This is a genomic window from Variovorax sp. UC122_21, from assembly GCF_044056785.1.
GTDB lineage: Bacteria > Pseudomonadota > Gammaproteobacteria > Burkholderiales > Burkholderiaceae_C > Variovorax.
The window spans coordinates 198,409-222,926 of sequence record NZ_CP172004.1 but is presented as its reverse complement, the minus strand read 5'-3'; the positions used below and the strand labels follow the sequence as shown (position 1 = coordinate 222,926).

At 68.1% G+C, this 24,518-nt stretch carries 34 protein-coding genes and 1 tRNA gene; 10 read left to right on the top strand and 25 right to left on the bottom strand.

What is annotated here, in order from left to right; genetic code table 11:
- Positions 1–113 precede the first annotated feature (113 nt).
- The 18 genes from ACHMXE_RS13285 to rplN form a co-directional block, all read right to left on the bottom strand.
- Positions 114–190 (bottom strand) — tRNA-Met (locus ACHMXE_RS13285).
- A 21-nt stretch (positions 191–211) separates the two neighbouring features.
- On the bottom strand, positions 212–613 hold the full coding sequence (rplQ, locus tag ACHMXE_RS13280; RefSeq protein ID WP_203203270.1) for a 50S ribosomal protein L17: 402 nt from the start codon (positions 611–613) through the stop codon (positions 212–214).
- A gap of 87 nt (positions 614–700) precedes the next feature.
- Positions 701–1,690, bottom strand: a complete 990-nt coding sequence (locus tag ACHMXE_RS13275; RefSeq protein WP_009124827.1) for a DNA-directed RNA polymerase subunit alpha — start codon at positions 1,688–1,690, stop codon at positions 701–703.
- A gap of 145 nt (positions 1,691–1,835) precedes the next feature.
- Positions 1,836–2,459, bottom strand: coding sequence for a 30S ribosomal protein S4 (gene rpsD / locus ACHMXE_RS13270; protein WP_203203271.1), 624 nt, complete (start codon positions 2,457–2,459; stop codon positions 1,836–1,838).
- A 130-nt stretch (positions 2,460–2,589) separates the two neighbouring features.
- A complete protein-coding gene (rpsK, locus tag ACHMXE_RS13265; RefSeq protein WP_009124825.1) occupies positions 2,590–2,994 on the bottom strand; it encodes a 30S ribosomal protein S11 in 405 nt (134 codons plus the stop codon).
- A 13-nt stretch (positions 2,995–3,007) separates the two neighbouring features.
- Entirely contained in the window at positions 3,008–3,373 is a 366-nt protein-coding gene (gene rpsM, locus ACHMXE_RS13260) for a 30S ribosomal protein S13 (RefSeq protein WP_013544105.1), read from the bottom strand.
- Positions 3,374–3,396: 23 nt separating this feature from the next.
- Complete coding sequence (gene rpmJ, locus ACHMXE_RS13255) at positions 3,397–3,510, bottom strand: 50S ribosomal protein L36 (protein ID WP_038201958.1); 114 nt, start codon at positions 3,508–3,510, stop codon at positions 3,397–3,399.
- Positions 3,511–3,560: 50 nt separating this feature from the next.
- Positions 3,561–4,874: a preprotein translocase subunit SecY gene (secY, locus tag ACHMXE_RS13250; protein ID WP_057593152.1), complete on the bottom strand. Its 1,314-nt coding sequence runs from the start codon at positions 4,872–4,874 to the stop codon at positions 3,561–3,563.
- A 32-nt stretch (positions 4,875–4,906) separates the two neighbouring features.
- A complete protein-coding gene (gene rplO, locus ACHMXE_RS13245) occupies positions 4,907–5,338 on the bottom strand; it encodes a 50S ribosomal protein L15 (protein ID WP_093351127.1) in 432 nt (143 codons plus the stop codon).
- 11 nt (positions 5,339–5,349) lie between these two features.
- Positions 5,350–5,535, bottom strand: a complete 186-nt coding sequence (gene rpmD / locus ACHMXE_RS13240; RefSeq protein WP_009124818.1) for a 50S ribosomal protein L30 — start codon at positions 5,533–5,535, stop codon at positions 5,350–5,352.
- Between the two features lie 35 nt (positions 5,536–5,570).
- Positions 5,571–6,089 (bottom strand): 30S ribosomal protein S5, encoded by a 519-nt coding sequence (gene rpsE / locus ACHMXE_RS13235; RefSeq protein ID WP_093242999.1) that lies wholly within the window; start codon positions 6,087–6,089, stop codon positions 5,571–5,573.
- Between the two features lie 18 nt (positions 6,090–6,107).
- The gene (gene rplR, locus ACHMXE_RS13230) at positions 6,108–6,473 is read right to left on the bottom strand and encodes a 50S ribosomal protein L18 (RefSeq protein ID WP_057593190.1); all 366 of its coding nucleotides are present in this window, start codon (positions 6,471–6,473) and stop codon (positions 6,108–6,110) included.
- A gap of 14 nt (positions 6,474–6,487) precedes the next feature.
- Positions 6,488–7,021, bottom strand: coding sequence for a 50S ribosomal protein L6 (rplF, locus tag ACHMXE_RS13225; protein ID WP_203203272.1), 534 nt, complete (start codon positions 7,019–7,021; stop codon positions 6,488–6,490).
- A 25-nt stretch (positions 7,022–7,046) separates the two neighbouring features.
- Positions 7,047–7,442: a 30S ribosomal protein S8 gene (rpsH, locus tag ACHMXE_RS13220; protein WP_093351135.1), complete on the bottom strand. Its 396-nt coding sequence runs from the start codon at positions 7,440–7,442 to the stop codon at positions 7,047–7,049.
- Between the two features lie 20 nt (positions 7,443–7,462).
- Positions 7,463–7,768, bottom strand: coding sequence for a 30S ribosomal protein S14 (gene rpsN, locus ACHMXE_RS13215; RefSeq protein WP_057593146.1), 306 nt, complete (start codon positions 7,766–7,768; stop codon positions 7,463–7,465).
- An 8-nt stretch (positions 7,769–7,776) separates the two neighbouring features.
- Entirely contained in the window at positions 7,777–8,316 is a 540-nt protein-coding gene (gene rplE, locus ACHMXE_RS13210; RefSeq protein WP_093351137.1) for a 50S ribosomal protein L5, read from the bottom strand.
- Between the two features lie 11 nt (positions 8,317–8,327).
- Positions 8,328–8,660, bottom strand: a complete 333-nt coding sequence (rplX, locus tag ACHMXE_RS13205; protein WP_057593144.1) for a 50S ribosomal protein L24 — start codon at positions 8,658–8,660, stop codon at positions 8,328–8,330.
- Positions 8,661–8,673: 13 nt separating this feature from the next.
- The gene (gene rplN, locus ACHMXE_RS13200) at positions 8,674–9,042 is read right to left on the bottom strand and encodes a 50S ribosomal protein L14 (RefSeq protein WP_009124801.1); all 369 of its coding nucleotides are present in this window, start codon (positions 9,040–9,042) and stop codon (positions 8,674–8,676) included.
- Between the two features lie 271 nt (positions 9,043–9,313).
- Here rplN and ACHMXE_RS13195 point away from each other — a divergent pair, with 271 nt between their 5' ends.
- Positions 9,314–10,459 carry an esterase-like activity of phytase family protein gene (locus ACHMXE_RS13195; protein WP_395349710.1) on the top strand — a complete coding sequence of 382 codons (1,146 nt, stop codon included), beginning with the start codon at positions 9,314–9,316 and terminating at the stop codon, positions 10,457–10,459.
- Positions 10,456–11,313 carry a pyrroline-5-carboxylate reductase gene (gene proC / locus ACHMXE_RS13190; RefSeq protein WP_209543118.1) on the top strand — a complete coding sequence of 286 codons (858 nt, stop codon included), beginning with the start codon at positions 10,456–10,458 and terminating at the stop codon, positions 11,311–11,313. Before ACHMXE_RS13195 ends, proC begins: the two co-directional genes overlap by 4 nt.
- 6 nt (positions 11,314–11,319) lie before the next feature.
- On the opposite strand, the gene ACHMXE_RS13185 is transcribed toward proC, so the two are convergent.
- From ACHMXE_RS13185 to ACHMXE_RS13160, 6 genes are all read right to left on the bottom strand, one after another.
- The gene (locus tag ACHMXE_RS13185) at positions 11,320–11,712 is read right to left on the bottom strand and encodes a MaoC/PaaZ C-terminal domain-containing protein (protein WP_395349709.1); all 393 of its coding nucleotides are present in this window, start codon (positions 11,710–11,712) and stop codon (positions 11,320–11,322) included.
- 153 nt (positions 11,713–11,865) lie between these two features.
- Positions 11,866–12,705, bottom strand: a complete 840-nt coding sequence (ubiA, locus tag ACHMXE_RS13180; protein WP_395349708.1) for a 4-hydroxybenzoate octaprenyltransferase — start codon at positions 12,703–12,705, stop codon at positions 11,866–11,868.
- Between the two features lie 57 nt (positions 12,706–12,762).
- Complete coding sequence (locus ACHMXE_RS13175) at positions 12,763–13,344, bottom strand: DNA starvation/stationary phase protection protein (RefSeq protein ID WP_281080955.1); 582 nt, start codon at positions 13,342–13,344, stop codon at positions 12,763–12,765.
- 157 nt (positions 13,345–13,501) lie between these two features.
- Entirely contained in the window at positions 13,502–14,467 is a 966-nt protein-coding gene (locus tag ACHMXE_RS13170; RefSeq protein WP_203203276.1) for a LysR substrate-binding domain-containing protein, read from the bottom strand.
- A gap of 74 nt (positions 14,468–14,541) precedes the next feature.
- Positions 14,542–14,937 (bottom strand): 4-oxalocrotonate tautomerase family protein, encoded by a 396-nt coding sequence (locus tag ACHMXE_RS13165; protein ID WP_395349707.1) that lies wholly within the window; start codon positions 14,935–14,937, stop codon positions 14,542–14,544.
- Between the two features lie 230 nt (positions 14,938–15,167).
- Positions 15,168–16,100, bottom strand: a complete 933-nt coding sequence (locus ACHMXE_RS13160) for a LysR substrate-binding domain-containing protein (protein WP_261212917.1) — start codon at positions 16,098–16,100, stop codon at positions 15,168–15,170.
- Between the two features lie 70 nt (positions 16,101–16,170).
- Between ACHMXE_RS13160 and ACHMXE_RS13155 the strand changes: the two genes are divergently transcribed.
- From ACHMXE_RS13155 to ACHMXE_RS13140, 4 genes are all read left to right on the top strand, one after another.
- A complete protein-coding gene (locus ACHMXE_RS13155; RefSeq protein WP_395349706.1) occupies positions 16,171–17,238 on the top strand; it encodes a GntG family PLP-dependent aldolase in 1,068 nt (355 codons plus the stop codon).
- Between the two features lie 25 nt (positions 17,239–17,263).
- Positions 17,264–18,244: a tripartite tricarboxylate transporter substrate binding protein gene (locus tag ACHMXE_RS13150; RefSeq protein WP_395349705.1), complete on the top strand. Its 981-nt coding sequence runs from the start codon at positions 17,264–17,266 to the stop codon at positions 18,242–18,244.
- 135 nt (positions 18,245–18,379) lie between these two features.
- Entirely contained in the window at positions 18,380–18,937 is a 558-nt protein-coding gene (locus ACHMXE_RS13145; protein WP_395349703.1) for a thioredoxin family protein, read from the top strand.
- A gap of 1 nt (position 18,938) precedes the next feature.
- Positions 18,939–19,067, top strand: a complete 129-nt coding sequence (locus tag ACHMXE_RS13140; protein WP_261212911.1) for a hypothetical protein — start codon at positions 18,939–18,941, stop codon at positions 19,065–19,067.
- Here the strand turns inward: ACHMXE_RS13140 and ACHMXE_RS13135 are convergent.
- A complete protein-coding gene (locus ACHMXE_RS13135) occupies positions 19,064–19,804 on the bottom strand; it encodes a response regulator (protein WP_057597879.1) in 741 nt (246 codons plus the stop codon). The two genes, ACHMXE_RS13140 and ACHMXE_RS13135, sit on opposite strands and share 4 nt — an antisense overlap.
- Positions 19,805–20,070: 266 nt before the next feature.
- On the opposite strand from ACHMXE_RS13135, the gene ACHMXE_RS13130 reads away from it, so the two are divergent.
- The 4 genes from ACHMXE_RS13130 to ACHMXE_RS13115 all read left to right on the top strand — a co-directional run bounded on the left by ACHMXE_RS13130 (position 20,071) and on the right by ACHMXE_RS13115 (position 24,513).
- The gene (locus ACHMXE_RS13130; RefSeq protein ID WP_057597880.1) at positions 20,071–20,490 is read left to right on the top strand and encodes an organic hydroperoxide resistance protein; all 420 of its coding nucleotides are present in this window, start codon (positions 20,071–20,073) and stop codon (positions 20,488–20,490) included.
- Positions 20,491–20,546: 56 nt separating this feature from the next.
- A complete protein-coding gene (locus ACHMXE_RS13125; RefSeq protein ID WP_395349702.1) occupies positions 20,547–21,920 on the top strand; it encodes a sensor histidine kinase in 1,374 nt (457 codons plus the stop codon).
- Between the two features lie 114 nt (positions 21,921–22,034).
- A complete protein-coding gene (locus tag ACHMXE_RS13120) occupies positions 22,035–23,822 on the top strand; it encodes a cytochrome c biogenesis protein DipZ (protein ID WP_395349701.1) in 1,788 nt (595 codons plus the stop codon).
- 61 nt (positions 23,823–23,883) lie between these two features.
- Positions 23,884–24,513 carry a LysE family translocator gene (locus tag ACHMXE_RS13115; protein ID WP_395349700.1) on the top strand — a complete coding sequence of 210 codons (630 nt, stop codon included), beginning with the start codon at positions 23,884–23,886 and terminating at the stop codon, positions 24,511–24,513.
- Positions 24,514–24,518 lie beyond the last annotated feature (5 nt).

Below are 24,518 nucleotides of genomic sequence, written 5' to 3'. Positions count from 1 at the left end.
TCTCGCGAGGGCTTTTTTTTCGGGGTGCGCGCTTTGCGTTGTTGCAACGCGCTTGCGAATCCACGGCCGGAAAAGAAAAAGGGTCTTTCGTTTCCGAAAGACCCTTATCAATTTGGTTGCGCGAGCAAGATTTGAACTTGCGACCTTTGGGTTATGAGCCCAACGAGCTACCAGGCTGCTCCATCGCGCGGCAAGAGATAAATTATAGCACTTATTCCGCGGCGTTCTGCTCGGTGGCAGAAACTTCGCTCACTTCAGGGCGATCGACGAGTTCGACCAGCGCCATCGGCGCGTTGTCGCCCACGCGGAAACCCATCTTGAGGATGCGGGTGTAGCCACCGGGACGCGCGGCGAAGCGCGGGCCCAGTTCGCCGAACAGCTTCACGACGGAGTCGCGGCTGCGCAGGCGGTCGAAGGCGAGGCGCTTGTTGGCGACGGTGGGCTTCTTGGCGAGCGTGATCATCGGCTCGATGACGCGGCGCAGTTCCTTGGCCTTGGGGACCGTGGTCTTGATGACTTCGTGCTCGATGAGCGAGTTCATCATGTTCTGCAGCATCGCGAGGCGGTGCGAGCTGGTGCGGTTGAGTTTGCGGAGTCCGTGTCCGTGACGCATGGTGCTTTCCTTTGCTTTTTGAAGAACGGGCAGCCGTGTCAGGTACTGCCCGGTGCACTGGCCCTTTTCAGAGGGCCGTTAAAAAAATCAACGCTTGTCGAGGCCGGCCGGCGGCCAGCTTTCGAGCTTCATACCCAGGGTCAGGCCGCGCGAGGCGAGCACTTCCTTGATTTCGTTGAGCGACTTGCGACCCAGGTTCGGGGTCTTGAGCAGCTCGTTCTCGGTGCGCTGGATCAGGTCGCCGATGTAGTAGATGTTTTCGGCCTTCAGGCAGTTGGCCGAACGCACGGTGAGCTCGAGCTCGTCGACCGGGCGCAGCAGGATCGGGTCGAACTGCTGTGCGCTGCGCGGTGCCGGCGCATCGAACGCGGCCAGTTCGCCGCCTTCGAGCTGCGCGAACACGGCGAGCTGCTCGACCAGGATCTTGGCCGAGGCGCGCACGGCGTCTTCGGCGGTGATCGCGCCGTTGGTCTCGATTTCGACCAGCAGCTTGTCGAGGTCGGTGCGCTGCTCGACGCGGGCGCTTTCGACGGTGTAGCTCACGCGCTTCACGGGCGAGAACGAAGCATCGAGAACGATGCGGCCGATCGACTTGGTCGGCTCGTCGGCATAGCGGCGCATCGTGCCGGGCACGTAGCCGCGGCCCTTCTCGACCTTGATCTGCATGTCGAGCTTGCCGCCTTGCGACAGGTGCGCGATCACGTGGTCGGGATTGATGATCTCGACGTCGTGCGGGGTCTGGATGTCCGATGCCAGGACCGGGCCTTCGCCGTCCTTGCGCAGGCTCAGCGTGACTTCATCGCGGTTGTGGAGCTTGAACACCACGCCCTTGAGGTTCAGCAGGATGTTGACGACGTCTTCCTGCACGCCATCGATCGACGAGTACTCGTGCAGAACGCCGGCGATCGTGACTTCGGTGGCCGAATAACCGACCATGGACGACAGCAGCACGCGACGCAGCGCGTTGCCGAGCGTGTGGCCGTAGCCGCGCTCGAAAGGCTCGAGCGTCACCTTGGCCTTGTTGGCCGCGAGTTGCTCGACCTGGATGGTCTTGGGTTTCAGCAGGGTGGTTTGCATGCAGACTTCCTCTCAATACCCCCGGCTCGTTACACCGGTAAGGCTGGTGAAGCGCCTGGCCCGCAGCGCGAGTGCGGCACGAACCAGGAACGTGAACAACAAAAACAGGACTCCCGCCGCCGCTTGCGCGGTGCGGGAGTGGAAATCAACGCGAATACAGTTCGACGATCAGCGATTCGTTGATGTCCGCAGCGAACTCGTCGCGATCCGGGACCTTCTTGAAGGTGCCTTCGGCCTTGTCGGCATTCACGTCGACCCAGCCGGGGATACCGACTTGCTGGGCGAGTTGCAGCGCTTCGACGATGCGGTTCTGCTTCTTCGACTTCTCGCGCACGGCGATCACGTCGCCGGTCTTGACCAGGTACGACGGGATGTTGACCGACTGGCCGTTCACCGTGATCGCCTTGTGCGACACGAGCTGGCGCGCTTCGGCGCGGGTCGAACCGAAGCCCATGCGGTAGACGACGTTGTCCAGGCGCGATTCGAGCAGGAACAGCAGGTTGGCGCCGGTGTTGCCACGGCGGCGATCGGCTTCCTCGAAGTAGCGGCGGAACTGCTTCTCGAGCACGCCGTACATGCGCTTGACCTTCTGCTTCTCACGCAGCTGCAGACCGTAGTCCGAGGTGCGCTGACCCGAGGTGCGGCCGTGCTGGCCGGGCTTGGAGTCGAACTTGGCCTTGTCCTGGATCGAGCGGCGGGCGCTCTTCAGGAACAGGTCGGTGCCTTCGCGGCGGGAAAGTTTGGCCTTGGGGCCGAGGTAGCGTGCCACGTCTTTTCCTTTGTTTGCTGCCGCAGTCGCCTGCGGGAGCCATCGACAAGATATTGCCGATGGCGGTGGGCTTAGTTAAAAAACAAATGCGCAGCCGCTTTGAAACGGCTGCGCCTGAGGGGGCTGACGATCAGATGCGACGACGCTTCTGGGGGCGGCAGCCGTTGTGCGGAACGGGCGTCACGTCGGCAATGGAATTGATCCGGATGCCGAGCGCAGCCAGTGCGCGCACCGACGATTCGCGACCGGGGCCGGGGCCCTTGATCTCGACGTCGAGGTTCTTGATGCCTTGTTCGACAGCAGCACGGCCGGCCACTTCCGAAGCGACCTGCGCAGCGAACGGGGTCGACTTGCGCGAGCCCTTGAAGCCCTGGCCACCCGACGAAGCCCACGACAGGGCGTTGCCCTGGCGATCGGTGATCGTGATGATGGTGTTGTTGAACGAGGCGTGCACGTGGGCGATGCCGTCCGCAACGTTCTTGCGAACCTTCTTGCGAACGCGCTGTGCGGCGTTGTTGGCAGGAGCTTTAGCCATGCTGTTTCAATCCTTACTTCTTCAGGGACTGCGCAGCCTTGCGCGGACCCTTGCGGGTGCGGGCGTTGGTGCGCGTGCGCTGGCCGCGCATCGGCAGGCCGCGACGATGACGGAAGCCGCGGTAGCAGCCGATGTCCATCAAGCGCTTGATGTTCATCGTCGTCTCGCGGCGCAGGTCGCCTTCGATCGTGAACAAGGCGATCTGGTCGCGGATCTTCTCGAGATCGGCGTCGGTCAGATCCTTGATCTTCTTCGAATATTCGATGCCGCTCGCTTCGCAGATTTGACGGGCGCGGGTGCGACCGATACCGAAGATGGCGGTCAGGCCGATCTCAGCGTGCTTGTGCGGCGGAATGTTGATGCCAGCAATACGTGCCATGTGCGTCCTCTAATACTCTTTGATCAACCCTGGCGCTGCTTGTGGCGCGGGTCGGTACAGATCACGCGCACCACACCCTTGCGGCGGATGATCTTGCAATTACGGCAGATGGTTTTGACCGAAGCCGAAACTCTCATTTCACTCTCCTAAATCTCTGTTCAACCGGCGGGGGACGGTGCCCTGTGCCTTACGAAGTCTTGAAATTGGCCTTCTTCAGCAGCGACTCGTACTGCTGGGACATCATGTAGTTCTGCACCTGGGCCATGAAGTCCATCGTGACGACCACGATGATCAACAGGGAGGTGCCACCGAAGTAGAACGGAACGTTGTACTTCAGGATCAGGAACTCGGGCAGCAGGCAGACGAAGGTGATGTACACCGCGCCGGCCAACGTCAGGCGAACCAGGATCTTGTCGATGTAGCGTGCCGTCTGGTCACCCGGGCGGATACCCGGAATGAACGCACCGCTCTTCTTCAGGTTGTCGGCGGTCTCGCGGCTGTTGAACACGAGGGCCGTATAGAAGAAGCAGAAGAACACGATCGCGGCGGCATACAGCAGCACGTAGATCGGCTCGCCCGGGCGCAGAGCGCTCGCCACGTCCTTGATCCAGCGGAACCCGCCTTCGCCGGTGCTGAACCAGCCCACCACCGTTGCCGGCAGCAGAATGATCGAGGACGCGAAGATCGGCGGAATCACACCGGCCATGTTCAGCTTCAGCGGCAGGTGCGACGACTGACCGCCATACACCTTGTTGCCGACCTGGCGCCGCGCATAGTTCACGAGGATCTTGCGTTGGCCGCGTTCGACGAACACCACGAAGTAGGTGACCAGCACCACCACCGCGACGATGAACAGCGCGATGATCACGTTCATGGCGCCGGTACGCACCAGCTCCAGCAGACCGCCGATGGCGTTCGGCAGACCGGCGGCGATGCCCGCGAAGATCAGGATCGAGATGCCGTTGCCCAGGCCGCGTTCGGTGATCTGCTCGCCGAGCCACATCAGGAACATCGAACCTGCCGTCAGGCTCACCATGGCGGTGATGCGGAAGCCGAAGCCGGGCGAGATGACCAGGCCGGCCGACGACTCGAGCGCCACTGCGATGCTGAACGACTGGAACAGCGCCAGACCCAGTGCACCGTAACGGGTGTACTGCGTGATCTTGCGACGGCCCGCCTCGCCTTCCTTCTTCAATTGCTCGAAGCTCGGAAGCACGTAGGTCATCAGCTGCATGATGATCGACGCCGAGATGTACGGCATGATCCCCAACGCAAACACCGTGAAACGCGACAGCGCGCCACCCGAGAACATGTTGAACAGGCTCAGGATGCCGCCCTGCTGCCCCTGGAACAACGCCGCGAGCTGGTCGGGGTTGATGCCGGGCACGGGAATGTGCGCGCCGATCCGGTAGACCACGAGCGCGAGCAGCAAGAAGACCAGCCGGCGACGCAGGTCGCCGAACTTGCCCGTCTTTGCGATCGTTGCCGCGTTAGTTGCCACGAGGAGCTTCTTTCAGTCCGAAGGTCTGTCGATCAGGCGACGCTGCCGCCGGCCGCTTCGATCGCGGCCTTGGCGCCAGCGGTGGCACCGACGCCCGTCAGCTTGACGGCCTTGGTGAGCTCACCGGTCTTGATGATCTTCACCACCTTGGCGAGCTGGCCCACGAGGCCGGCTTGCTTCAGGGCGAGCACATCGACTTCGGCCAGGCCGAGCTGCTCGAGAGCGGCCAGCGTGACTTCGGCGTTGAACTTGAGCGTCTGCGACTTGAAGCCACGCTTCGGCAGGCGACGCTGCAGCGGCATTTGACCGCCTTCGAAGCCGACCTTGTGGAAACCGCCTGCGCGCGACTTCTGGCCCTTGTGACCGCGACCCGCGGTCTTGCCGATGCCGGAGCCGATACCGCGGCCAACGCGACGCTTGGCGTGCTTGGCGCCATCCGCCGGCTTGATGCCATTGAGTTCCATATCAGTCTCTCTTACAGAACTTTGACCAGATAACTGATCTTGTTGATCATGCCGCGCACCGCGGGGGTGTCCTGCAGTTCGCTCACGCTGTTGAGCTTGCGCAGGCCCAGGCCACGGACGGTGGCGCGGTGCGATTCCTTGGTGCCGATCGGGCTCTTGACCAATTGCACCTTCAGGGTTTGTTGTTGCGTCGTCATTTGAATGCTTCCTTCAGCCTTGCAAGAGCTCGCGCTCAGGCGAAGATTTCTTCGACGGTGAGGCCACGCTTGGCAGCCACTGCGGACGCGGTCGTCGAGTTCTTCAACCCGTCGAGCGTGGCGCGAACCATGTTGTAGGGGTTCGACGAACCATGGCTCTTGGCCACGATGTCGGTGATGCCCATGACTTCGAACACGGCGCGCATCGGGCCGCCGGCGATGATGCCGGTACCCTTGGGGGCCGGGTACATCACGACGGTGGAGGCACCGTGGTGGCCTTGCACCTGGTGGTGCAGCGTGCCGTTCTTGATCGGAGCCTTGAACAGGTTGCGACGGGCTTCTTCCATCGCCTTCTGCACGGCCGCGGGCACTTCCTTCGACTTGCCCTTACCCATGCCGACGCGGCCATCGCCGTCACCGACCACGGTGAGTGCTGCGAAACCGAGGATACGACCACCCTTCACCACCTTGGTGACGCGGTTGATCGCGATCATCTTCTCGCGCAGACCGTCCTCGGGGCCTTCGTTCTGCGTTCTTGCCTGAATCTTTGCCATTTTGAATCTCGTGTCCGGTTAGAACTGCAGGCCGGCTTCGCGGGCTGCATCGGCCAGCGCCTTGACGCGGCCGTGGTACGCGAAACCTGCGCGGTCGAAGGCAACCTTCTCGACGCCGGCGGCCTTCGCCTTTTCGGCGATGCGCTTGCCGATGGCGGTGGCTGCAGCGGTGTTGCCACCCTTGCCCGAGCCGCCGAGCGCGGTGCGCACTTCGGCTTCGGCGGTGGAGGCCGTGGCCAGCACCTTCGAGCCGTCGCCGGAGATGACGGTCGCGTAGATGTGCAGGTTGGTGCGGTTCACCGTGAGGCGAGCCACGCCCTGCGTCGCGATGCGGATGCGGGTCTGGCGCGAACGGCGGAGACGCTGTGCTTTTTTGGTCAACATCATTTTGCTGCCCCTTACTTCTTCTTGGTCTCTTTGATCACGATCTTCTCGTCCGCATAACGGATACCCTTGCCCTTGTAGGGCTCGGGCGGACGAACGGCACGGATCTCAGCGGCCACTTGGCCGACGCGCTGGCGATCGGCACCCTTGATCACGATTTCGGTCGGGGTCGCGGTGGCCACCGTGATGCCTTGCGGCATGTCGATGTTGACCGGATGCGAATAACCGACTTGCAGGTTCAACTTGGCACCTTGGGCGGCGGCCTTGTAGCCCACGCCGACCAGGTTGAGCTTCTTCTCGAAGCCCTTGGTCACACCGACCACCATGTTGTTCACGAGCTGACGAATCGTGCCGCTCATCGCGTTGGCTTCACGCGAATCGTTGGCCGGCTCGAAGCTCAGCTTGCCGTCCTTGCTGACGACGTTGACCAGTGCGTTGCGCGCGAGGCTGAGCGAACCGCCCGTGCCCTTGACGCTGATCTGGTCTTCCTTGATCTGCACATCCACGCCTTGGGGGATGGCGACCGGCGATTTTCCTACTCGGGACATTTCAGTGTTCTCCTCGATGTCTCGGTCAGGCGACGTAGCACAGCACTTCGCCACCGACACCGGAGGCGCGTGCCTTGCGGTCGGTCATCACGCCCTGGGGGGTCGTGACGATCGCAACGCCGAGGCCGTTCTGGACTTGCGGAATGGCAGTGCTGGACTTGTAGACGCGCAGGCCGGGGCGGCTCACGCGCTCGATGCGCTCGATGACCGGGCGACCAGCGTAGTACTTCAGCGAAATTTCGAGTTCGCTCTTGCCGGCTTCGGTCTTGACCTGGAAGCCGTCGATGTAGCCCTCGTCCTTCAGGACTTGTGCGATCGCGATCTTCACCTTGGAAGACGGGACCGACACGGTGGGCTTCGCCACCATCTGCGCGTTGCGGATACGCGTCAGCAGGTCGGCAATGGGATCACTCATGCTCATGTTGTTTGCTCCTGCCTGGCTTACCAGCTGGCCTTGATGACACCGGGGATGTCACCGTTGAAGGCCAGTTCGCGGATCTTGGCGCGGGCCAGACCGAATTGACGGAAGGTGCCGCGCGGACGACCGGTGATTTCGCAACGGTTGCGTTGACGCGTGGGGTTCGCGTTGCGCGGGAGCTTTTGCAGTGCCAGGCGGGCGGCTGCGCGCTCTTCTTCGGTCTTCTTGAGGTCGTTCGAGGCGGCCTTCAGTTCGGCGTGCTTGGCGGCGAACTTGGCAACCAGCTTGTCGCGCTTGAGTTCGCGCTGGATCAAAGATGCTTTAGCCACGGATCACCTCAGTTCTTGAACGGGAAACGGAAGCCGGCGAGCAGCGCCTTGGCTTCTTCATCGGTCTTAGCCGTCGTCGTGATGCTGATGTTCAGACCACGCAGGGCGTCGACCTTGTCGTACTCGATCTCGGGGAAGATGATCTGCTCTTTCACGCCGATGTTGTAGTTGCCGCGACCGTCGAAGGCACGACCCGAGATACCGCGGAAGTCGCGAACGCGGGGCAGAGCCACCGTCACGAAGCGGTCCAGGAATTCGTACATCTGGACGCCGCGCAGCGTGACCATGCAGCCGATGGGTTGGTTCTCGCGGATCTTGAAACCGGCGATGGCCTTCTTCGACTTGGTGACCACGGGCTTCTGGCCGGCGATCTTGGTCAGGTCGGCGACGGCGTTGTCGAGGACCTTCTTGTCGGCGACGGCTTCACCCACGCCCATGTTGAGCGTGATCTTGGTGAGGCGCGGGACCTGCATCGGCGAGACATAACCGAACTTCTCGGTAAGGTCCTTGGCGATCTTTTCGCGATAGTGTTGTTGGAGACGTGCCATCTGAGTACCTCTTAGGCGATCTTGATTTCTTCGCCGCTGGACTTGAAGACACGCACTGCGACGCGCTTGCCTTCGGCATCCTGGCTCACCTTGATGCCCACGCGATCGGCCTTGCCGGTCGCGGCATTGAAGATCGCCACGTTGGATTGGTGAATCGGCATGGCCTTCTCGACGATGCCACCGGTCGTACCCTTGAGCGGGTTCGGCTTGGTGTGCTTCTTGACGAGGTTGATGCCTTCGACGAGCACGTGCGAGTCGTCCTTGCGCAGCGTCACGACGCCGCGCTTGCCCTTGTCGCGGCCGGCCAACACGATGACCTGGTCGCCTTTGCGAATCTTGTTCATGGCGTTGTTGTCCTTAGAGAACTTCGGGTGCCAGCGACACGATCTTCATGAACTTCTCGGTGCGCAGTTCGCGCGTCACCGGTCCGAAGATGCGGGTGCCGATCGGCTCCAGCTTGGCGTTGAGCAGCACGGCGGCATTGCCGTCGAACTTGACGAGCGAGCCGTCGGCGCGACGGATGCCCTTGGCGGTGCGCACGACCACAGCGCTGTAGATCTCGCCCTTCTTGACGCGACCACGCGGAGCGGCTTCCTTGATGCTGACCTTGATGACGTCGCCCACGCTGGCATAACGCCGCTTGGAGCCACCGAGCACCTTGATACACAGGACGGACTTCGCGCCTGTGTTGTCGGCCACTTCGAGCCGGGATTCAGTTTGGATCATTTCTTGATATTCCCAACTTGTACCAATGCGCGGCCCGGAGGGATTCGCGTGTCTCGCATCGGTCAGTCTTGGGCCCGCCGTCCGCGCTTCGAACCACTCGAAGCGCTTCCCGTTTGGGCTGAAATCTTCGCCTTTTTGAAGCGAAGCCCGCGATTGTGGCACCCGCCTGCTTCGATGTCAACTGCCTTCTTTGCGCCACCCGCCAAGACACTAGACTCTGGCCCGTGCGCCCTCCCGCCCCTCCCCCTCGTTCTCGACCACCCGCCGTCTCGTGCTGGGCGGCCTCGCGGGGGCCGCTGGCGCCCTGGCGCTGGGCGCGGCCGGCTGCGGCGCCCCGGCGGCCGCGCCCGGTTCGCCGGCGCCCGTCCGGCTGCGCCGCCTCGCGGAAGCACGCTGGCCGCACCGGTTCTCCATCGGCGGCACGCCGGCGGGCGGACTCTCGGGCATCGACTTCGACGCCAGCGCGGGTGAGTACCTGCTCCTGAGCGACGACCGGTCGGAGCTGGCGCCCGTGCGCTTCTATAGGGCGCGCTGGCCCGCGCCCTGGAGCGCCGCGCCCGAACCCACCGGTGTCGTCGAACTGCAACGCCCGGGCGGCGGCCCCTGGCCTTCGCGCCGCCAGGCCATTGCCGGCCTGCCGGTGCCCGACCCCGAATCGCTGCGCCTGCGCCCCGATACCGGCACCCTGCTGTGGAGCAGCGAGGGCGACCTCGCGCGCGGCTTCGGCCCCGCGCTCTACGAATCGGCGCGCGACGGCCGCTTCCTGCGCGAATTCGCGTTGCCCGCCCTGTTCCAACCCGATCCGGCCCAGCGCCGCGGCGCGCGCGACAACCTCGCCTTCGAAGGCCTCGCGCTGGTGCCCGACGGCCGCACGGCCTGGCTGGCGATGGAGAACGCGCTGATCCAGGACGGCCCCGTGCCCACGGTCGACGCCGCCGGCGGCCCCTGCCGCTTCACGCACATCGACCTGGCCAGCGGCCGCGCGACCGGCCAGATCGCCTATGTGCCCGACGCGATTCCGCTGCGCCCCCTGGTGCCGGGCACCTATGCCGACAACGGCGTGAGCGAGGTGCTGATGATCGACGCGCACCGCATGCTGGTGCTCGAGCGCGCCTACGCCGCCGGCACCGGGAATTCGCTGCGCCTCTATGAGATAGACACCCGCGGCGGCAGCGACGTGCTGGGCCTGGAGGCGCTGGCCCCCGGCAACCACCGGCCGGTCGCCAAGACCCTGGTCGCCGATTTCTCCCGGCTCGGGGCCGACAACGGCCTCTCGCGCCTCGACAACAGCGAGGGCATGTGCTGGGGACCGCCGCTGCCCGGTGGCGGGCGGACGCTGATGATCGTCAGCGACGACAATTTCAACCCGCTGCAGATCACGCAGTTCGCCGCCTTCGAATTCCTCGACCGACCATGACCATCGCCGCCACCTTCCTGCCCCGCAACGCCCCCGCGCCGCTGCCGCCCATCGCCTTCATCGGCGGCGGCAACATGGCCAGCGCCATCATCGGCGGGCTGATCCAGCAAGGCACGCCGGCCACCTCCTTCGAGGTGGTCGAGCCCTTCGAGGAGGCGCGCGCCAGGCTGTCCAACACCTTCGGCATCGCGGCCCAGGCGGAGGCCGGCGCGGCGCTGTCGCGCTGCGCGGTGGTGGTCTGGGCGGTCAAGCCCCAGACCTTCGCCGAGGCCACGCGCCCGGTGCGCCCCTTCGCCGAAAACGCCCTGCACCTGAGCGTGGCCGCGGGCATCCCGTCCGACAGCATCGCCCGCTGGCTGGCCACCGAGCGCGTGGTGCGGGCCATGCCGAACACGCCGGCGCTGGTCGGCCAGGGCATGACGGGCCTGTTCGCGCGCGCCGGTGCCGACGGCGCCGACCGCGCGCTGGTCGGCCAGTTGCTGACGCCCACCGGCGAGCTGATCTGGGTCGACGAGGAACCCGCGCTCGACGCGGTGACCGCGATGTCGGGCTCGGGCCCGGCCTACGTGTTCTATTTCATCGAGGCCATGACCGAGGCCGGCATCGAGATGGGCCTCGCGCCCGACCAGGCGCAGCGCCTGGCGATCGGCACCTTCACCGGCGCCTCGGCGCTGGCCGACAGCGCGCACGAGCCGCCCGCGGTGCTGCGCGAGCGCGTGACCTCCAAGGGCGGCACCACCTACGCGGCGATCAGCGCGCTGCAGCAGGCCGACGTCAAGGGACAGTTCAAGACCGCGATCCGTGCGGCGCAGAAGCGCGCGGCCGAGCTCGGCGAGGAATTCGGCCGCGGCTGAGGGCCCTCAGGCCGGCGGCGCGTCGAAGGTGCCCGCCAGCGCGCGCGGGCCGAGGAAGAACAGCCAGTCGGCCGCCAGCGTGACGGTGCCGTCCTCCAGCTCGAGCTGCAGCGCTTCCTTCAGCAGGAAGCTGTCGCCGGGCTTGGGCGTGACCTCCGCGATGCGCACGCGCGCCCGGAAGCGCGCGCCCACCGGCATCGGCCGCACGAAGCGCAGGCGGTCGAAGCCGTAGTTCAGCGCATGGTTGGTGTCGAAGGGCAGCAGGCTGCGCATCGCCTCGCCGCTGAGCTTGATCAGGTGCGAGACCTGGAAGAAGCCCTGCACGATGGCGCCGCCGTAGCCGGCCTCGCGCGCGGCGCGCTCCGGATCGAGATGGATCCGATTCGCCCTCGCCGTCACCCGACAGCTCGGCGTAGCGCGCCACCATGTCCTGCGTGATGCGGTGCCATTCCGAATGCGCCTCGCGGCCGATCCGGGCGCGCAGATTCGCCAGCGTGGCCTCGGCGTCGGGCGTGGGCTGCATGCGGTCTCGTTTCCGTTGCCGGCCGTGGATCAGCGCAGGCCGTAGCCGGCCACCACGCCGGCGAAGACCGCGAAGCCCAGCCAGTGGTTGAGCCGGAAGGCCTGGAAGCAGCCTTCGCGCGTGCGCGCGCGGATCAGCCGCCAGTGCCAGGCCGCCTGTCCCGCCGCGATCGCGATCGCGAGGTAGAACACGGCGCCGAGCCCGCGGCTCGCGCCGGCCCAGGTCCACACGGCGAGGAAGACCGCATAGCTCGCCATCACCGCCGCCACGTCGTAGCGGCCGAAGGTGATGGCCGAGGTCTTCATGCCGATCTTGAGGTCGTCGTCGCGGTCGACCATCGCGTACTCGGTGTCGTAGGCCAGCACCCAGAACAGGTTGCCCGCCAGCAGCCACCATGCGAAGGCCGGCACGGTGGCCTGCACGGCCGCGAAGGCCATCGGAATGCCGAAGCTGAACGCGATGCCGAGCACCGCCTGCGGGATCGACACGAAGCGCTTGGCATAGGGATAGACCAGCGTGACCGCGAGCGCGGCGAACGACCAGTACACCGTGACCCGGTTGGTCGTGAGCACCAGCCCGAAGGCCACCAGCGCGAGCACGGCGCCGAGCAGCAGCGCCTCGCGCACCGAGATCTCGCCGCTGGTCACGGGCCGCTGCGCGGTGCGCTTCACGTGGCGGTCGAAGTCGCGGTCGGCCACGTCGTTGACGCAGCAGCCCGCGCTGCGCATCAGGATCGTGCCGAGCACGAACACCGCGACCAGGTGCCAGCCCGGCCAGCCGTCGGCCGCGAACCAGAGCGCGCCGAGGCTGGGCCACAGCAGCAGCAGCCAGCCCGCGGGACGGTTCCAGCGGATCAGGTCGAGATACACGGCAAAACGCCCGCGGCGTGACGCGGGCGTGAGGCCGTGGGGGGGCGGGATGGGAGGTCAATCCTCGAGCAGCGAACGCAGCATCCAGGCGGTCTGGTCATGCACCGTGCAGCGCGCGGTCAGCATGTCGGCCGTCGGATCGTCGCCGGCTTCCTCGGCCACGGGGATGAATTCGCGCGCGATGCGCGACACGGTCTCGTGGCCCTTCACGAGGATGCGCACCATCTCCATCGCCTTGGGCGGGTCCTGCGGCACGTCGGGCACGGTGGCGATCTTGCTGAACTCGGCGTACGAGCCCGGCGCGTAGTGGCCCAGCGCGCGGATGCGCTCGGCGATCACGTCGGTCGAGTTCCACAGCTCGGTGTACTGCGCCATGAACATCGCGTGCAGCGAGTTGAAGTGCGGACCCGTCACGTTCCAGTGGAAGTTGTGCGTGGTGAGGTAGAGCGTGTAGGTGTCGGCGAGCACGCGGCTCAGGCCTTCGGCGATGGCCGCGCGGTCCTGGCGCTCGATGCCGATGTTGATGATCGGCGCATTGCGGCTGCCGGACTCCTGCGCAACCACGGTGCCGCCCTTCTTGGGCACCTTGCCGGCGGAGGAAGCGGGAGAGGGCTTGGTTTTCTTGGGAGCTTTGGCCATGGCAAAAGATCTTTCTTCAAGTTGGGAGTGACACCGGAATTCTCGAAGCCGGCGCGCGGCTTCGCAACAGCGTCACTCTATCGCAGCGTTCGATATTCCAGGCTTGCGGCGGCGTAGGCCGAGGTCGCGAATTCGCCCGCTCCCGCGCCGCATCGGCTCAGGAAAGCCGCTTCACGCCCGGCAGTTCGCAGGCATAGATCGCATTGCGCAGCGCCGCGATCGCCTCGTAGCGCGTGAAGGTGCGCCGCCATGCGAGCACCACGCGGCGCGTGGGTGGATCGCGGTCCTGCGCGTCGCGCACCGGCAGATAGCGCACCATCTGCTCCGATTCCTTGCGGCCCTTGCCCCGGGGCTTGAGCGCCTCGGCCGGCACCGACAGCCGCGGCACCAGCGTCACGCCCATGCCCGAGGCCACCATGTGCTTGATGGTCTCGAGCGACGAGCCCTCGAAGCTCTTGCGGATGCCCTCGGCATTGCTCGAGAAGCGCGCGAACTCGGGACAGACCTCGAGCACGTGGTCGCGAAAGCAGTGGCCCGTGCCCAGCAGCAGCATGGTCTCGCTCTGCAGCTCTTCGGAGGTGATCGACTCGCGGTCGGCGAACTTGTGCTTGACCGGCAGCGCCGCCACGAAGGGCTCGTCGTACAGCGGCGCCATCGCCAGGCCGGTGTCGGGAAAGGGCTCGGCCATGATCGCGCAGTCGATCTCGCCGGCGCGCAGCATCTCGAGCAGCTTGACGGTGAAGTTCTCCTGCAGCACCAGCGGCATCTGCGGCGTGCGCGCGATCACCTGGCGCACGAGGTCGGGCAGCAGGTAGGGCCCGATGGTGTAGATCACGCCGAGGTTCAGCGGCCCGGCCAGCGGGTCCTTGCCGCGCTTGGCGATCTCCTTGATGCTGGCCGCCTGGTCGAGCACGCTCTGGGCCTGCTGCACGATCTGCTCGCCGAGCGGCGTGACCGTGACTTCGCCGGCGCTGCGCTCGAAGAGCTTGACTTCGAGTTCGTCCTCGAGCTTCTTGATGGCCACCGAGAGCGTGGGCTGGGACACGTAGCAGGCTTCGGCCGCCTTGCCGAAATGGCGCTCCCTGGCCACGGCAACGATGTATTTGAGTTCGGTGAGGGTCATAGCTTGCGTCAATTATGCGCAAGGCACCGTGACCGCTCGCCGTCAGGGGTCGGGCGCCGCCGGAGCGGCACGCGTCAGGACTTGCCCGGCGTCCAGTCCGGGCTGTAGCCGCCGAGCGTGGGGTGGTACATCTCGTCGCCCGTGTGCTGGGTGAACTCGACGTTGAGCCGGTCCTCGCGCAGGCCCAGCAGCTCGATGCAGTGAGCGCACAGCGCCTTGGCGAGCGCCATGCGCAGCTCGGGCGGCCGGCCGTGGCGGATGTCCAGCATCATCAGCGACACCGGCACCGGCGGGCCCTCCGGGTCGGGAATGCGCCAGAGCCCGCCCTCGCCGAGCTCGCGCACCGCGACGCTGATGCGGCGGATGTCCACCGACATCATCTCGGCGTAGGTGCGACTCATGCGTTCGGCCAGGCGCTGCTTGAGTTCGCTCGGGTAGTGGTCGTTGACGTCCAGCTGGAGGTACGGCATGCGGGGCTCCTGAAAAGAAGAAGAAAGGAGGACTCAGCGCGCCAGACCATAGCGCGCGGCCGGGATGGTGCTGGCCGATTCCTTCTGCGGCGCCCGATCGAGGTGATCGCGAGCGAGACCGGTTCGGCGACCGCGAGCGCATGCGGCAGGCCTTCCTGCGTGCCTTCGGGCAGCCGCCGCAGGCGATCCAGCGCATCTCGGCCAACGCCGAGCTGGTGTAGCCGGCGGCCTCAGCGCCGGTACGGTCGGATCACCTCGAGATCCGAGGCGATCACCGCGCGCACCTGGTCCGCGAAGGCGCTCACCAGCCGCGAATCCGGCGCATCGGGCGGCAGCAGGAGCGCGAGCCGCACCGGGATCGCGGGCACGAAGGCGCGCACCGCGAGCTCGAGGTTGCGCCGCTCCTCGAGCGCCGCCAGCGGGTTGAGCACGCTGACGCCCAGGCCCGCGGCGACCAGCGCGCAGACCGAGGCACCGAGGTCCGACTCCAGCACCGTGCGCGTGCGGGCGCCGGCGGCCGCCAGCACGCGGTCGATGCGTTCGCGCGGCGCGCTGCCGAGCGGGAACGAGACGAAGGCCTCGCCCTCGAGGTCGGCCGCCGCGACCTGCTTGCGCTTCGCGAGCCGGTGCCCGATCGGCAGCACGGCCACGCAGTCCATGGTCAGCAGGGTCTGGACCTGCATGCCCGGCACGTCGTCGCCGTAGAGGATGGCCAGCCCGAGCTCGCACAGGCCCGAGCTGACCCAGGTGTTGACGGTGGCGGCCGCGCCCGAGTGGATGGTGAGCAGGGTCTCGGGATGCTCGGCCTTGAACTGCGCGACGGCCTTGCTCAGCAGCCCGCCCGCGATCCGCGGCATGGCGGCCACCGCGAGCCGGTCGCCGCCGAAGGAGCGGATGTTCGAGGCCGCGCCCTCCAGGCCCTCGAGCCCGACGAAGGCCTTCTCCACGTCCTGGAAGAAGCGCTTGCCGTCGAGCGAGGGCAAAAGGCGCGTGCCGCGGCGCTCGAACAGCAGGAAGCCGACGATGGCCTCGAGCTGCGACACCAGCCGGCTGACCTGGGGCTGCGAGGTGTGGAGCCGGCGCGCGGCCTCGGTCATCGAGCCGGTCTGCATGACGATGCGGAAGGCCTCGATGTGCTTGAGCGTCATGCGGCGGGTCGTCATATCAAAATTGTATGACGCACCCTCTACAAGGAATTTTGCGTATCCGCGGGCCGCGCGAATACTCGCCGCCATGACTGGCACCGACGCGACCGCACCCTCCGATCCTCCCGGCGTGGACCTGCGCAGCGACACCGTCACGCGGCCCACGCCCGCGATGTACGAGCGCATGCGCAGCGCGCCGCTGGGCGACGACGGCCTCGACGGCGACCCGACCGCGCGCGAACTCGAGGCGCTGGTGGCGCGCACGCTCGACAAGGAGGCCGGCCTCTACGTGCCCACGGCCACCATGGGCAACCTGCTGGCCGTGCTCGCGCAGACCGAGCGCCAGGGCCAGGTGCTGCTCGAGGCCACGGCCCACATGTTCCTGACCGAGCGCGGCGGCGCCACGCTCGCGGGCCTGGCCTACCTCGGCATCGCGGGCACGGCCGGCGCGATGGACCTCGACGAACTCGAGCGCACCCTGCGCCGCCCCGGCGGCCTGCGCACCGAACTCGTCGGCATGGAGACCTCGCACGCGAACGCGGGCGGCGCCGTGCCGCCGCTCGAGCACATGCGCGCGGTGATGGAGGCTGCGCGGGGCGCGGGCGCGCGCGTGCACCTCGACGGCGCGCGGCTGTTCAACGCGGCGGTCGCGCTGGAGGTGGCGCCCGCCGCCATCGCGCGCTTCGCCGACAGCGTGTCCGTCTGCCTCTCGAAGGGCCTGAGCGCACCGGCCGGCGCGGTGCTGGTCGGCACCGCCGCGACGATCGAACGCGCGCGCCGGCTGCGCAAGATGCTCGGCGGCACGCAGCGCCAGGTCGGCGTGGTCGCGGCGGCCGGGCTCGAGGCCATCGAGACCATGGCCGGCCGGCTCGCCGACGACCACCGCCAGGCGCGCCGGCTGGCCAAGGGCCTCGCCGACATCCGGCCCGGCGCGCTGCGCACCAACACGCCCGTCACCAACATCGTGCTCGCCGACCTGCCCGCGCACGGCCCCGACAGCGCGGCATGGACCCGCGCGCTGCGCGAGCACGGCGTGCTGGTGCGCGCCTGGGGCAGCCACCGGCTGCGCCTCGTGACGCACCGCCACATCGACACCGCCGCCGTCGACGCCGCCATCGCCGGCTTCCGCCGCGCCGCCGACACCCTGCTTCGCTGAGCCGCCCCCTTCCAGGAGATCCACCATGCCCACCCTGTCCCGCCGCGACTTCGTCGCCACCACCCTCTCGGCCGCGGCCCTGTCGCTCGGCCGCCCCGCCTTCGCCAATGACTACCCGAGCCGCCCGATCCGGCTGGTCGTGCCCTATGCGCCCGGTGGCGGCTCCGACGTGGTCGGGCGTCTGGTGGCGCAGAAGCTCACCGAGTCCAGCGGCTGGAACGTCATCGTCGACAACAAGGCCGGCGCATCCGCCATGATCGGCACCGACGCCGTGGCCAAGAGCGCGGCCGATGGCTACACGCTGCTGATCGCCGATGCCGCGCACGCCACCAACGCGGCGGTGCAGCCGCGGCTGCCCTTCGATTCGACCAAGGACTTCGCGCCGCTCACGCTGATCGGCTCCTCGCCGCAGCTGCTGGTGGCGCATCCGTCGCTCCCCGCCAACTCGCTCAAGGAACTGCTGGCGCTGCCGCGCGAGCAGGTGCGCCAGTACGGCGTCGGCACGCCGGGCCAGGGCTCGGCGCCGCACCTGCTCTACGAGCTGCTCAAGCTCAAGACCGGGATGGAGCTGGTGCACGTGCCCTACAAGGGCGGCGCGCTGGCGCTGACCGATGCCATCGGCGGCCAGGTGCCGATGGTGATCAACTCGGTGCCGGCCTGCATGCCGCACATCGAGGCGAAGCGGCTCAAGGTGCTCGCCATCGCGAGCACGGCGCGCGATCCCAAGCTGCCGCAGGTGCAGACCTTCGCCGAGAGCGCGCCCGGCATCGTCGGCAGCGTCTGGTACGGCCTCATGGTGCCCGCGAAGACGCCCGCCGACGTGCAGCAGCGCCTGAACGCCGCGCTCGCCAAGGTGCTCGACCTGCCCGAGGTCAAGACCCGGCTGGCCGATGCCTTCATCGACCCGATGCCGCGCGGCAGCCAGGCCTTCGCGAAGCACCTGAACGACGAGATCGCGCGCTGGCAGGCGGTGGTGAAGCAGACGGGGTTCACGCTCAACAGCTAGCAGCGTGCAACGTACTGTGCGGCTTGCGCCCCACGGATACACAGGCATACGCAGCACGCGCGGCAGCGGTGGCGGGCGTCGAAGAATCGCCGCATCGATTCTTCCACCGCCTCTTTCTCACCCGAAGGAACCGCCATGCGCATCCCCGCCGCACCGCTCGCCATCGCCGCCGCCATCGCCGCCTCGGTGGCTTTCGTCACCCTCGCCGCGCCGCCCGGCGGCGGCGACATCCCCGCCGCGCAGGCCGCGCCCGCGCCGGCCTTCACCCACATCGACACCTGGCTCAACTCGCCACCGCTGGACATGGCGGCGCTGCGCGGCAAGGTGGTGCTGGTCGACTTCTGGACCTACACCTGCATCAACTGCCTGAACCACCTGCCCTACGTCAAGGACTGGGACGCGAAGTACAAGGACCAGGGGCTGGTCGTGGTCGGCGTGCACACGCCCGAGTTCGCCTACGAGAAGTCGACGCAGAACGTGAAGGACGCGATCCAGCGCCTGCAGATCCGCCACGCGGTGGCGCAGGACAACAGCTACGGCACCTGGAAGGCCTTCCGCAACCAGTACTGGCCGGCCGTCTACCTGATCGACAAGCAGGGCCGCATCGTCTATTCGCACTTCGGCGAGGGCAGCTACGGAGCTACCGAGAAGAAGATCCAGGCACTGCTGGCCGAACCCGCGCCGGCGTCCTGAGATGAAGAAGCTCTGGTTCGCCCTGCTGTTCCTGGCAGGCGGCTTCGCGCACGAAGTCCGCCAGCCGACGAACTGCCAATGCATCTCGACCCGTTCGGCGACGGGTCCCTCGAAGCGAAAAGGCGCCTAGTCGCGCGCCTCGACCGCCGCGGCCAGCACGTAGCCTTCGCTGCGCACCGTCTTCAGGTAGCGCGGCTCGCGCGCATCGTCGCGCAGGCGCTGGCGCAGCCGGCTCACCAGCAGGTCGATCGAGCGCTCGAACAGCTCGGCCTCGCGGCCCTGGGTCAGGCTCAGCAGCTGGTCGCGGCTCAGCACCTTCTGCGGATGGTCGAGGAACACGCGCAGCAGCCGGTACTCGGCGCCGCTGAGCGCGACCATGGTGCCGCTCTCGTCGAGCAGGTGGCGCTCCACGGTATCGACTTGCCATTCGCCGAACACCAGCTTGCGCGCGGCCTCGGCCGAGCCCATGTTGGGCGGCAGCATGCGGGTGCGGCGCATCACCGAGCGGATGCGCGCGAGCAGCTCGCGCGCCGAGAAAGGCTTGGCCAGGTAGTCGTCGGCGCCCATCTCCAGGCCCAGGATGCGGTCGGCCTCCTCGCTGCGCGCGGTCAGCATCAGGATCGGCGTGGCCTTGTACTTGCCGGTGCGCAGGTCGCGGCACAGGGTCAGGCCGTCCTCGCCCGGCAGCATCAGGTCGAGGATGATGAGGTCGAAGGGCCCCGAGTCCTCGAGCGCCGCGCGCATGTGGCGCCCGGTCGGCACCGCCACCACGCGCAGGCCGTTCTTCACCAGGTAGGTGCTCAGCAGTTCGCGGATCTCCCGGTCGTCGTCGACGATGAGGATGTGGTCGGAAGGCCTGGTGTTCATGGCGCGGTCTCTGGGTTGTCGTGCAGCGCAATGTAGCCGCCGGCCGGCGCGCGAGAGCGGCTTTTGTATGCCCAAGTATCCGGCGCGGCAGGACGCCACATGCCGTTGCACTCGGGGCTGCCCGCACCCGGGGACGTGAAACGTACTGTGTGCGTTTTTCGCGCGGATACACAGGCATACGCAAGGCGCGCCGCGCCGGTGGCCGCGGCCCAAGAATCCGTTCCGTTCGACGAACAACCCCTTCTTCATCCATCCAAGGAACCACCATGAGCCAGATCGACAAGGTCCTCTACACCGGCAAGACCCACACCACCTCCGGCGGCCGCGACGGCAGCGCGCGCAGCAGCGACGGCCGGCTCGACATCCAGCTGTCCTCGCCCGGCTCCGCCGGCCAGGGCACCAACCCCGAACAGCTGTTCGCGGCCGGCTGGTCGGCCTGCTTCATCGGCGCGATGGGCCTGGCCGCCGCCAAGCAGAAGATCGCGCTGCCGGCCGACCTGAGCGTGAACGCCGAGGTCGACCTCGGCACCGGCACGGGCGGCTACTTTTTGCAGGCCCGGCTCGACGTGAGCATCCCGGGCCTGGACCGCGAGGTGGCCCAGGGCCTGGTCGACGCGGCGCACCAGACCTGCCCGTACTCGAAGGCCACGCGCGGCAACATCGACGTGACGCTGCGCCTGGTCTGAGCCGCGGCGCGCCGGCCGACGCCGGCGCCTTCGTCCACCCGTCTATAAAGGCGTCCATGTCCACCCCCGCCAGCCCCGCCGCCAGCCAGGCCGCCCCCGTCCGCCGCGGGCTGCGCCGGCTGGTCCCGCGCTCGCTGTTCGCGCGCGTCACGCTGATCATCGTGGTCGGCCTCGCGATCGCACAGGCCCTGACCTTCGGCGCGATCAACTACGAGCGCGGCCTCGCGATGCGCGAGCTGATGATGATCGGCATCGAGCGCGACATCGCGAGCTCGGTGGCACTGCTCGACCGCCTGCCGGCCGGCGAGCGCGCGGACTGGCTCGCGCGGCTGGAGCGGCGCAACTACCACTTCACGCTCGGCGGCGAGGCCGGTGGCAAGGCGCCGGCCTCGGCCTCGCTGCGCCAGTTCGGCGAGGCCATCATGGACGCGATGCGCCCGTTCGAGATCGTGAAGATCGGCGAGGTCGGCAACCCCACCGGCGGCCTGGAGATCCAGGTGCGGCTGCACGACGGCTCGGCGCTGATCGTGCATGCGCGCCGGGTCGACATGCCGATGTCGCCCTGGCTGGTGTGGGGCCTCGCGGTGCAGCTGCTGGTGCTGGCGCTGTGCGCCTGGGCCGCGGTGCGGCTGGTCACGCGGCCGCTGGCGCAGCTGGCGAGCGCGGCCGACGAGCTCGGGCCCGACCTCAAGGGCCGGCCGCTCGACGAGCACGGCCCGAGCGAGGTGGCCCATGCCGCGCGCGCCTTCAATGCGATGCAGCAGCGCATCTCGGGCTACATGTCGGAGCGCGTCGAGATCCTGGCCGCGATCTCGCACGACCTGCAGACGCCGATCACGCGCATGCGGCTGCGCACCGAGCTGATGGACGCCACGCCCGACCGCGACAAGTTCCGCCAGGACCTCGACGCGATGAAGTCGCTGGTGCGCGAGGGCGTGACCTATGCGCGCACGCTGCACGGCGCGACCGAGCCGCCGCTGCGCGTGGATGCCGATGCGCTGGTGCAGAGCATGCTCGCCGACTACGAGGATGCCGGCCAGCCGGTGCGGCTCGAGGGCCGCGCCGGCACGCCGATCGTGACCCGGCCCAACGCGCTGCGCCGCATCCTCGCCAACCTGATCGACAACGCGCTCAAGTTCGGCACCGAGGTCAGCGTGCGCGTGCAGCCCGAGGCGGCGGGCGGCCAGCTGCGCATCGCGGTGGTCGACAACGGCCCGGGCATACCGGCCGACGAGCTCGACGCGGTGCTCAAGCCCTTCTACCGCGTCGAGAGCTCGCGCAACCGCGACACCGGCGGCACCGGCCTCGGCCTCGCGATCGCGCAGCAGCTCGCTACCGCGATGGGCGCGCAGCTGCGGCTGGCCAACCGGCCCGAGGGCGGGCTCGAGGCCAGCCTGCTGCTCGGCACGCGGCCCGCGCCGGGCGACTGAGCGCACACAACCCACCACGGCGACACCCGACGGCGGCCCCGCGACGCGAGGCCGCGGGGGATGTGCACGCCCCTTCCCCACCGATCCATCCACGACCCAACCAGGAGCGCCACCATGCTCGTTCTCATCGTTGCCTACCTCGGCGGGGTGCTCACCATCCTGAGCCCCTGCATCCTGCCGGTGCTGCCCTTCGTGTTCGCGCGCGCCGACCGCCCGTTCCGCTCGCATGGCCTGCCGATGCTCGCGGGCATGGCGCTGGCCTTCGCGGCCGTCGCCACCCTCGCGGCCGTGGGCGGTGGCTGGGTGGTGGCGCTCAACGAGTGGGGGCGCTACGCGGCGATCGCGCTGCTCGCGCTGTTCGGCCTCACGCTGCTGCTGCCCGCGCTGGCCGACCGGCTGAGCCGGCCGCTGGTGGCGCTCGGGCTGCGGCTGGCCGATGCGCCGACCGGCGGCTCGGCGTTCACGCCGCTGCTGCTGGGCGTGGGCACGGGCTTGCTGTGGGCGCCCTGCGCGGGACCGATCCTGGGCCTGATCCTGACCGGCGCCGCGCTCAACGGCGCCAGCGCCGGTACCTCGCTGCTGCTCTTGGCCTACGCGGCCGGCGCCTGCACCTCGCTGGCCGGCGCGCTGCTGTTCGGCAACCGCGTGTTCGCACGCATGAAGGCCTCGCTGCGCACCGGCGAATGGCTGCGCCGCGCGGCCGGCGCCGCGGTGCTCGCGGGCGTGGGCGCGATCGCGCTCGGGCTGGACACTGGCCTGCTGAGCCAGCTCTCGGGCGGCGGCACCAACGCGCTCGAACAGGCGCTGCTCGACCGCCTCGGCCCGCCAAAGCCCGCCGCACCGCAAGCCATGCCGCAGTCCGCGCGCGAGGACCAGGGCGGCCTGATGCGGGTCAGCGCCGAAGCACCCACCCCCGCCTTCACGCCGCGCCCCCTGCGCGACCAGGGCCCGTTCCCCGCGCTGGCCGGCGCCACCGAGTGGATCAACTCGCCGCCGCTCACGCCCGAGGCGCTGCGCGGCAAGGTGGTGCTGGTCGACTTCTGGACCTACTCCTGCATCAACTGCCTGCGCACCCTGCCCTACCTGCGCGCCTGGGCCGAGAAGTACAAGGACGCCGGCCTCGTGGTCGTGGGCGTGCACACGCCCGAGTTCGCGTTCGAGAAGCGCCCGGCCAACGTGCGCCGCGCGGTCAAGGACCTCGATATCGGCTTCCCGGTCGCCGTCGACAGCAACTACGCGATCTGGCGCGCCTTCGGCAACCAGGCCTGGCCGGCCTTCTACTTCGTCGACGCGCAGGGGCGCATCCGCCACCAGCTGTTCGGCGAGGGCCAGTACGCGAAGTCGGAGCAGGTGATCCAGCAGCTGCTGGCCGAGGCCGGGCAGTCGCGCGTCGCCGCGGGGCTGGTCGCGCCGCAGGGCCTGGGCACGCAGGCCGCGCCCGGCACCGAGCCCGTGCGCTCGGGCGAGACCTACATCGGCCAGGAACGCGCCGAGGGCTTCGCCTCGCCGGGCGGGCTGGTCGCGGGCCGCACCCATGCCTACCAGGCACCGGCCGCGCTGCGCATCAACCAGTGGGCGCTGGCGGGCGACTGGGCGGTCGATGCCGAGCGCGCGGTGCTCGCGCGCCCGGGCGGACGCATCGCCTACCGCTTCCAGGCGCGCGACCTGCACCTGGTGCTCGGCCCCGCGGCCGACGGCAAGCCGGTGCGCTTCCGCGTGCGCATCGACGGCCAGCCGCCGCTGGCCGACCACGGCTTCGACACCGACGCGCAAGGCGTGGGCACGGTCGACGCGCAGCGGCTCTACCAACTGGTGCGCCAGCAGCAGGGCGCGCGCGAGCGGCTGTTCGAGATCGAGTTCCTCGACCCCGGCGCGCAGGCCTATGCCTTCACCTTCGGCTGAAGCCGGCGGTCCGCGGCGCTGCGGATAATGGTCGCCTCCCCCGCCTCCCACCGCAGACGCCATGACCCTGTCCGCCTACCTGCTGTTCCTGCCGGCCTGCTTCGCCATCAACATGGCGTTCGGCCCCAACAACCTGCTCTCGGTGAGCAACGGCGCGCGCTACGGCATCGCGCAGGCCGTGACCGCCGCGGTCGGCCGCCTGGTCGCCTTCGCGCTGATGATCGCGATCGCCGGCCTGGGCATGGGCGCGGTGCTGGTCGCGTCCGAGCTGGCCTTCGACGTCGTCAAGTGGATCGGCGCCGCCTACCTCGTGTGGATCGGCATCCGGCTGCTGCGCGCGCCCGCGCCCGAACTGGCGCGGCAGGCGCGCGAGCTCGCGGGCCCGCCGCCGATGCGCGTGCTGGTGCGGCAGGAGTTCACCGTCGCCGCGGGCAACCCGAAGGCGATCCTGGTGTTCACCGCCTTCTTCCCGCAGTTCGTGGTGCCGGGCGCCTATGCCTCGAGCTACCTGCTGCTGGGCCTGACCTTCCTGGTCTTCGAGGTGGTCGCGATCGCGCTCTATGCGCTGCTCGGCGCGCGCATGCGCCGGCTGGCCGGCGGCAGCCGCGCGATGCGTTGGTTCAACCGCGTGAGCGGCAGCATGATGATCGGCTTCGGCTGCCTGCTGGCGCTGACGCGGCGGCCGGGCTGAACGAC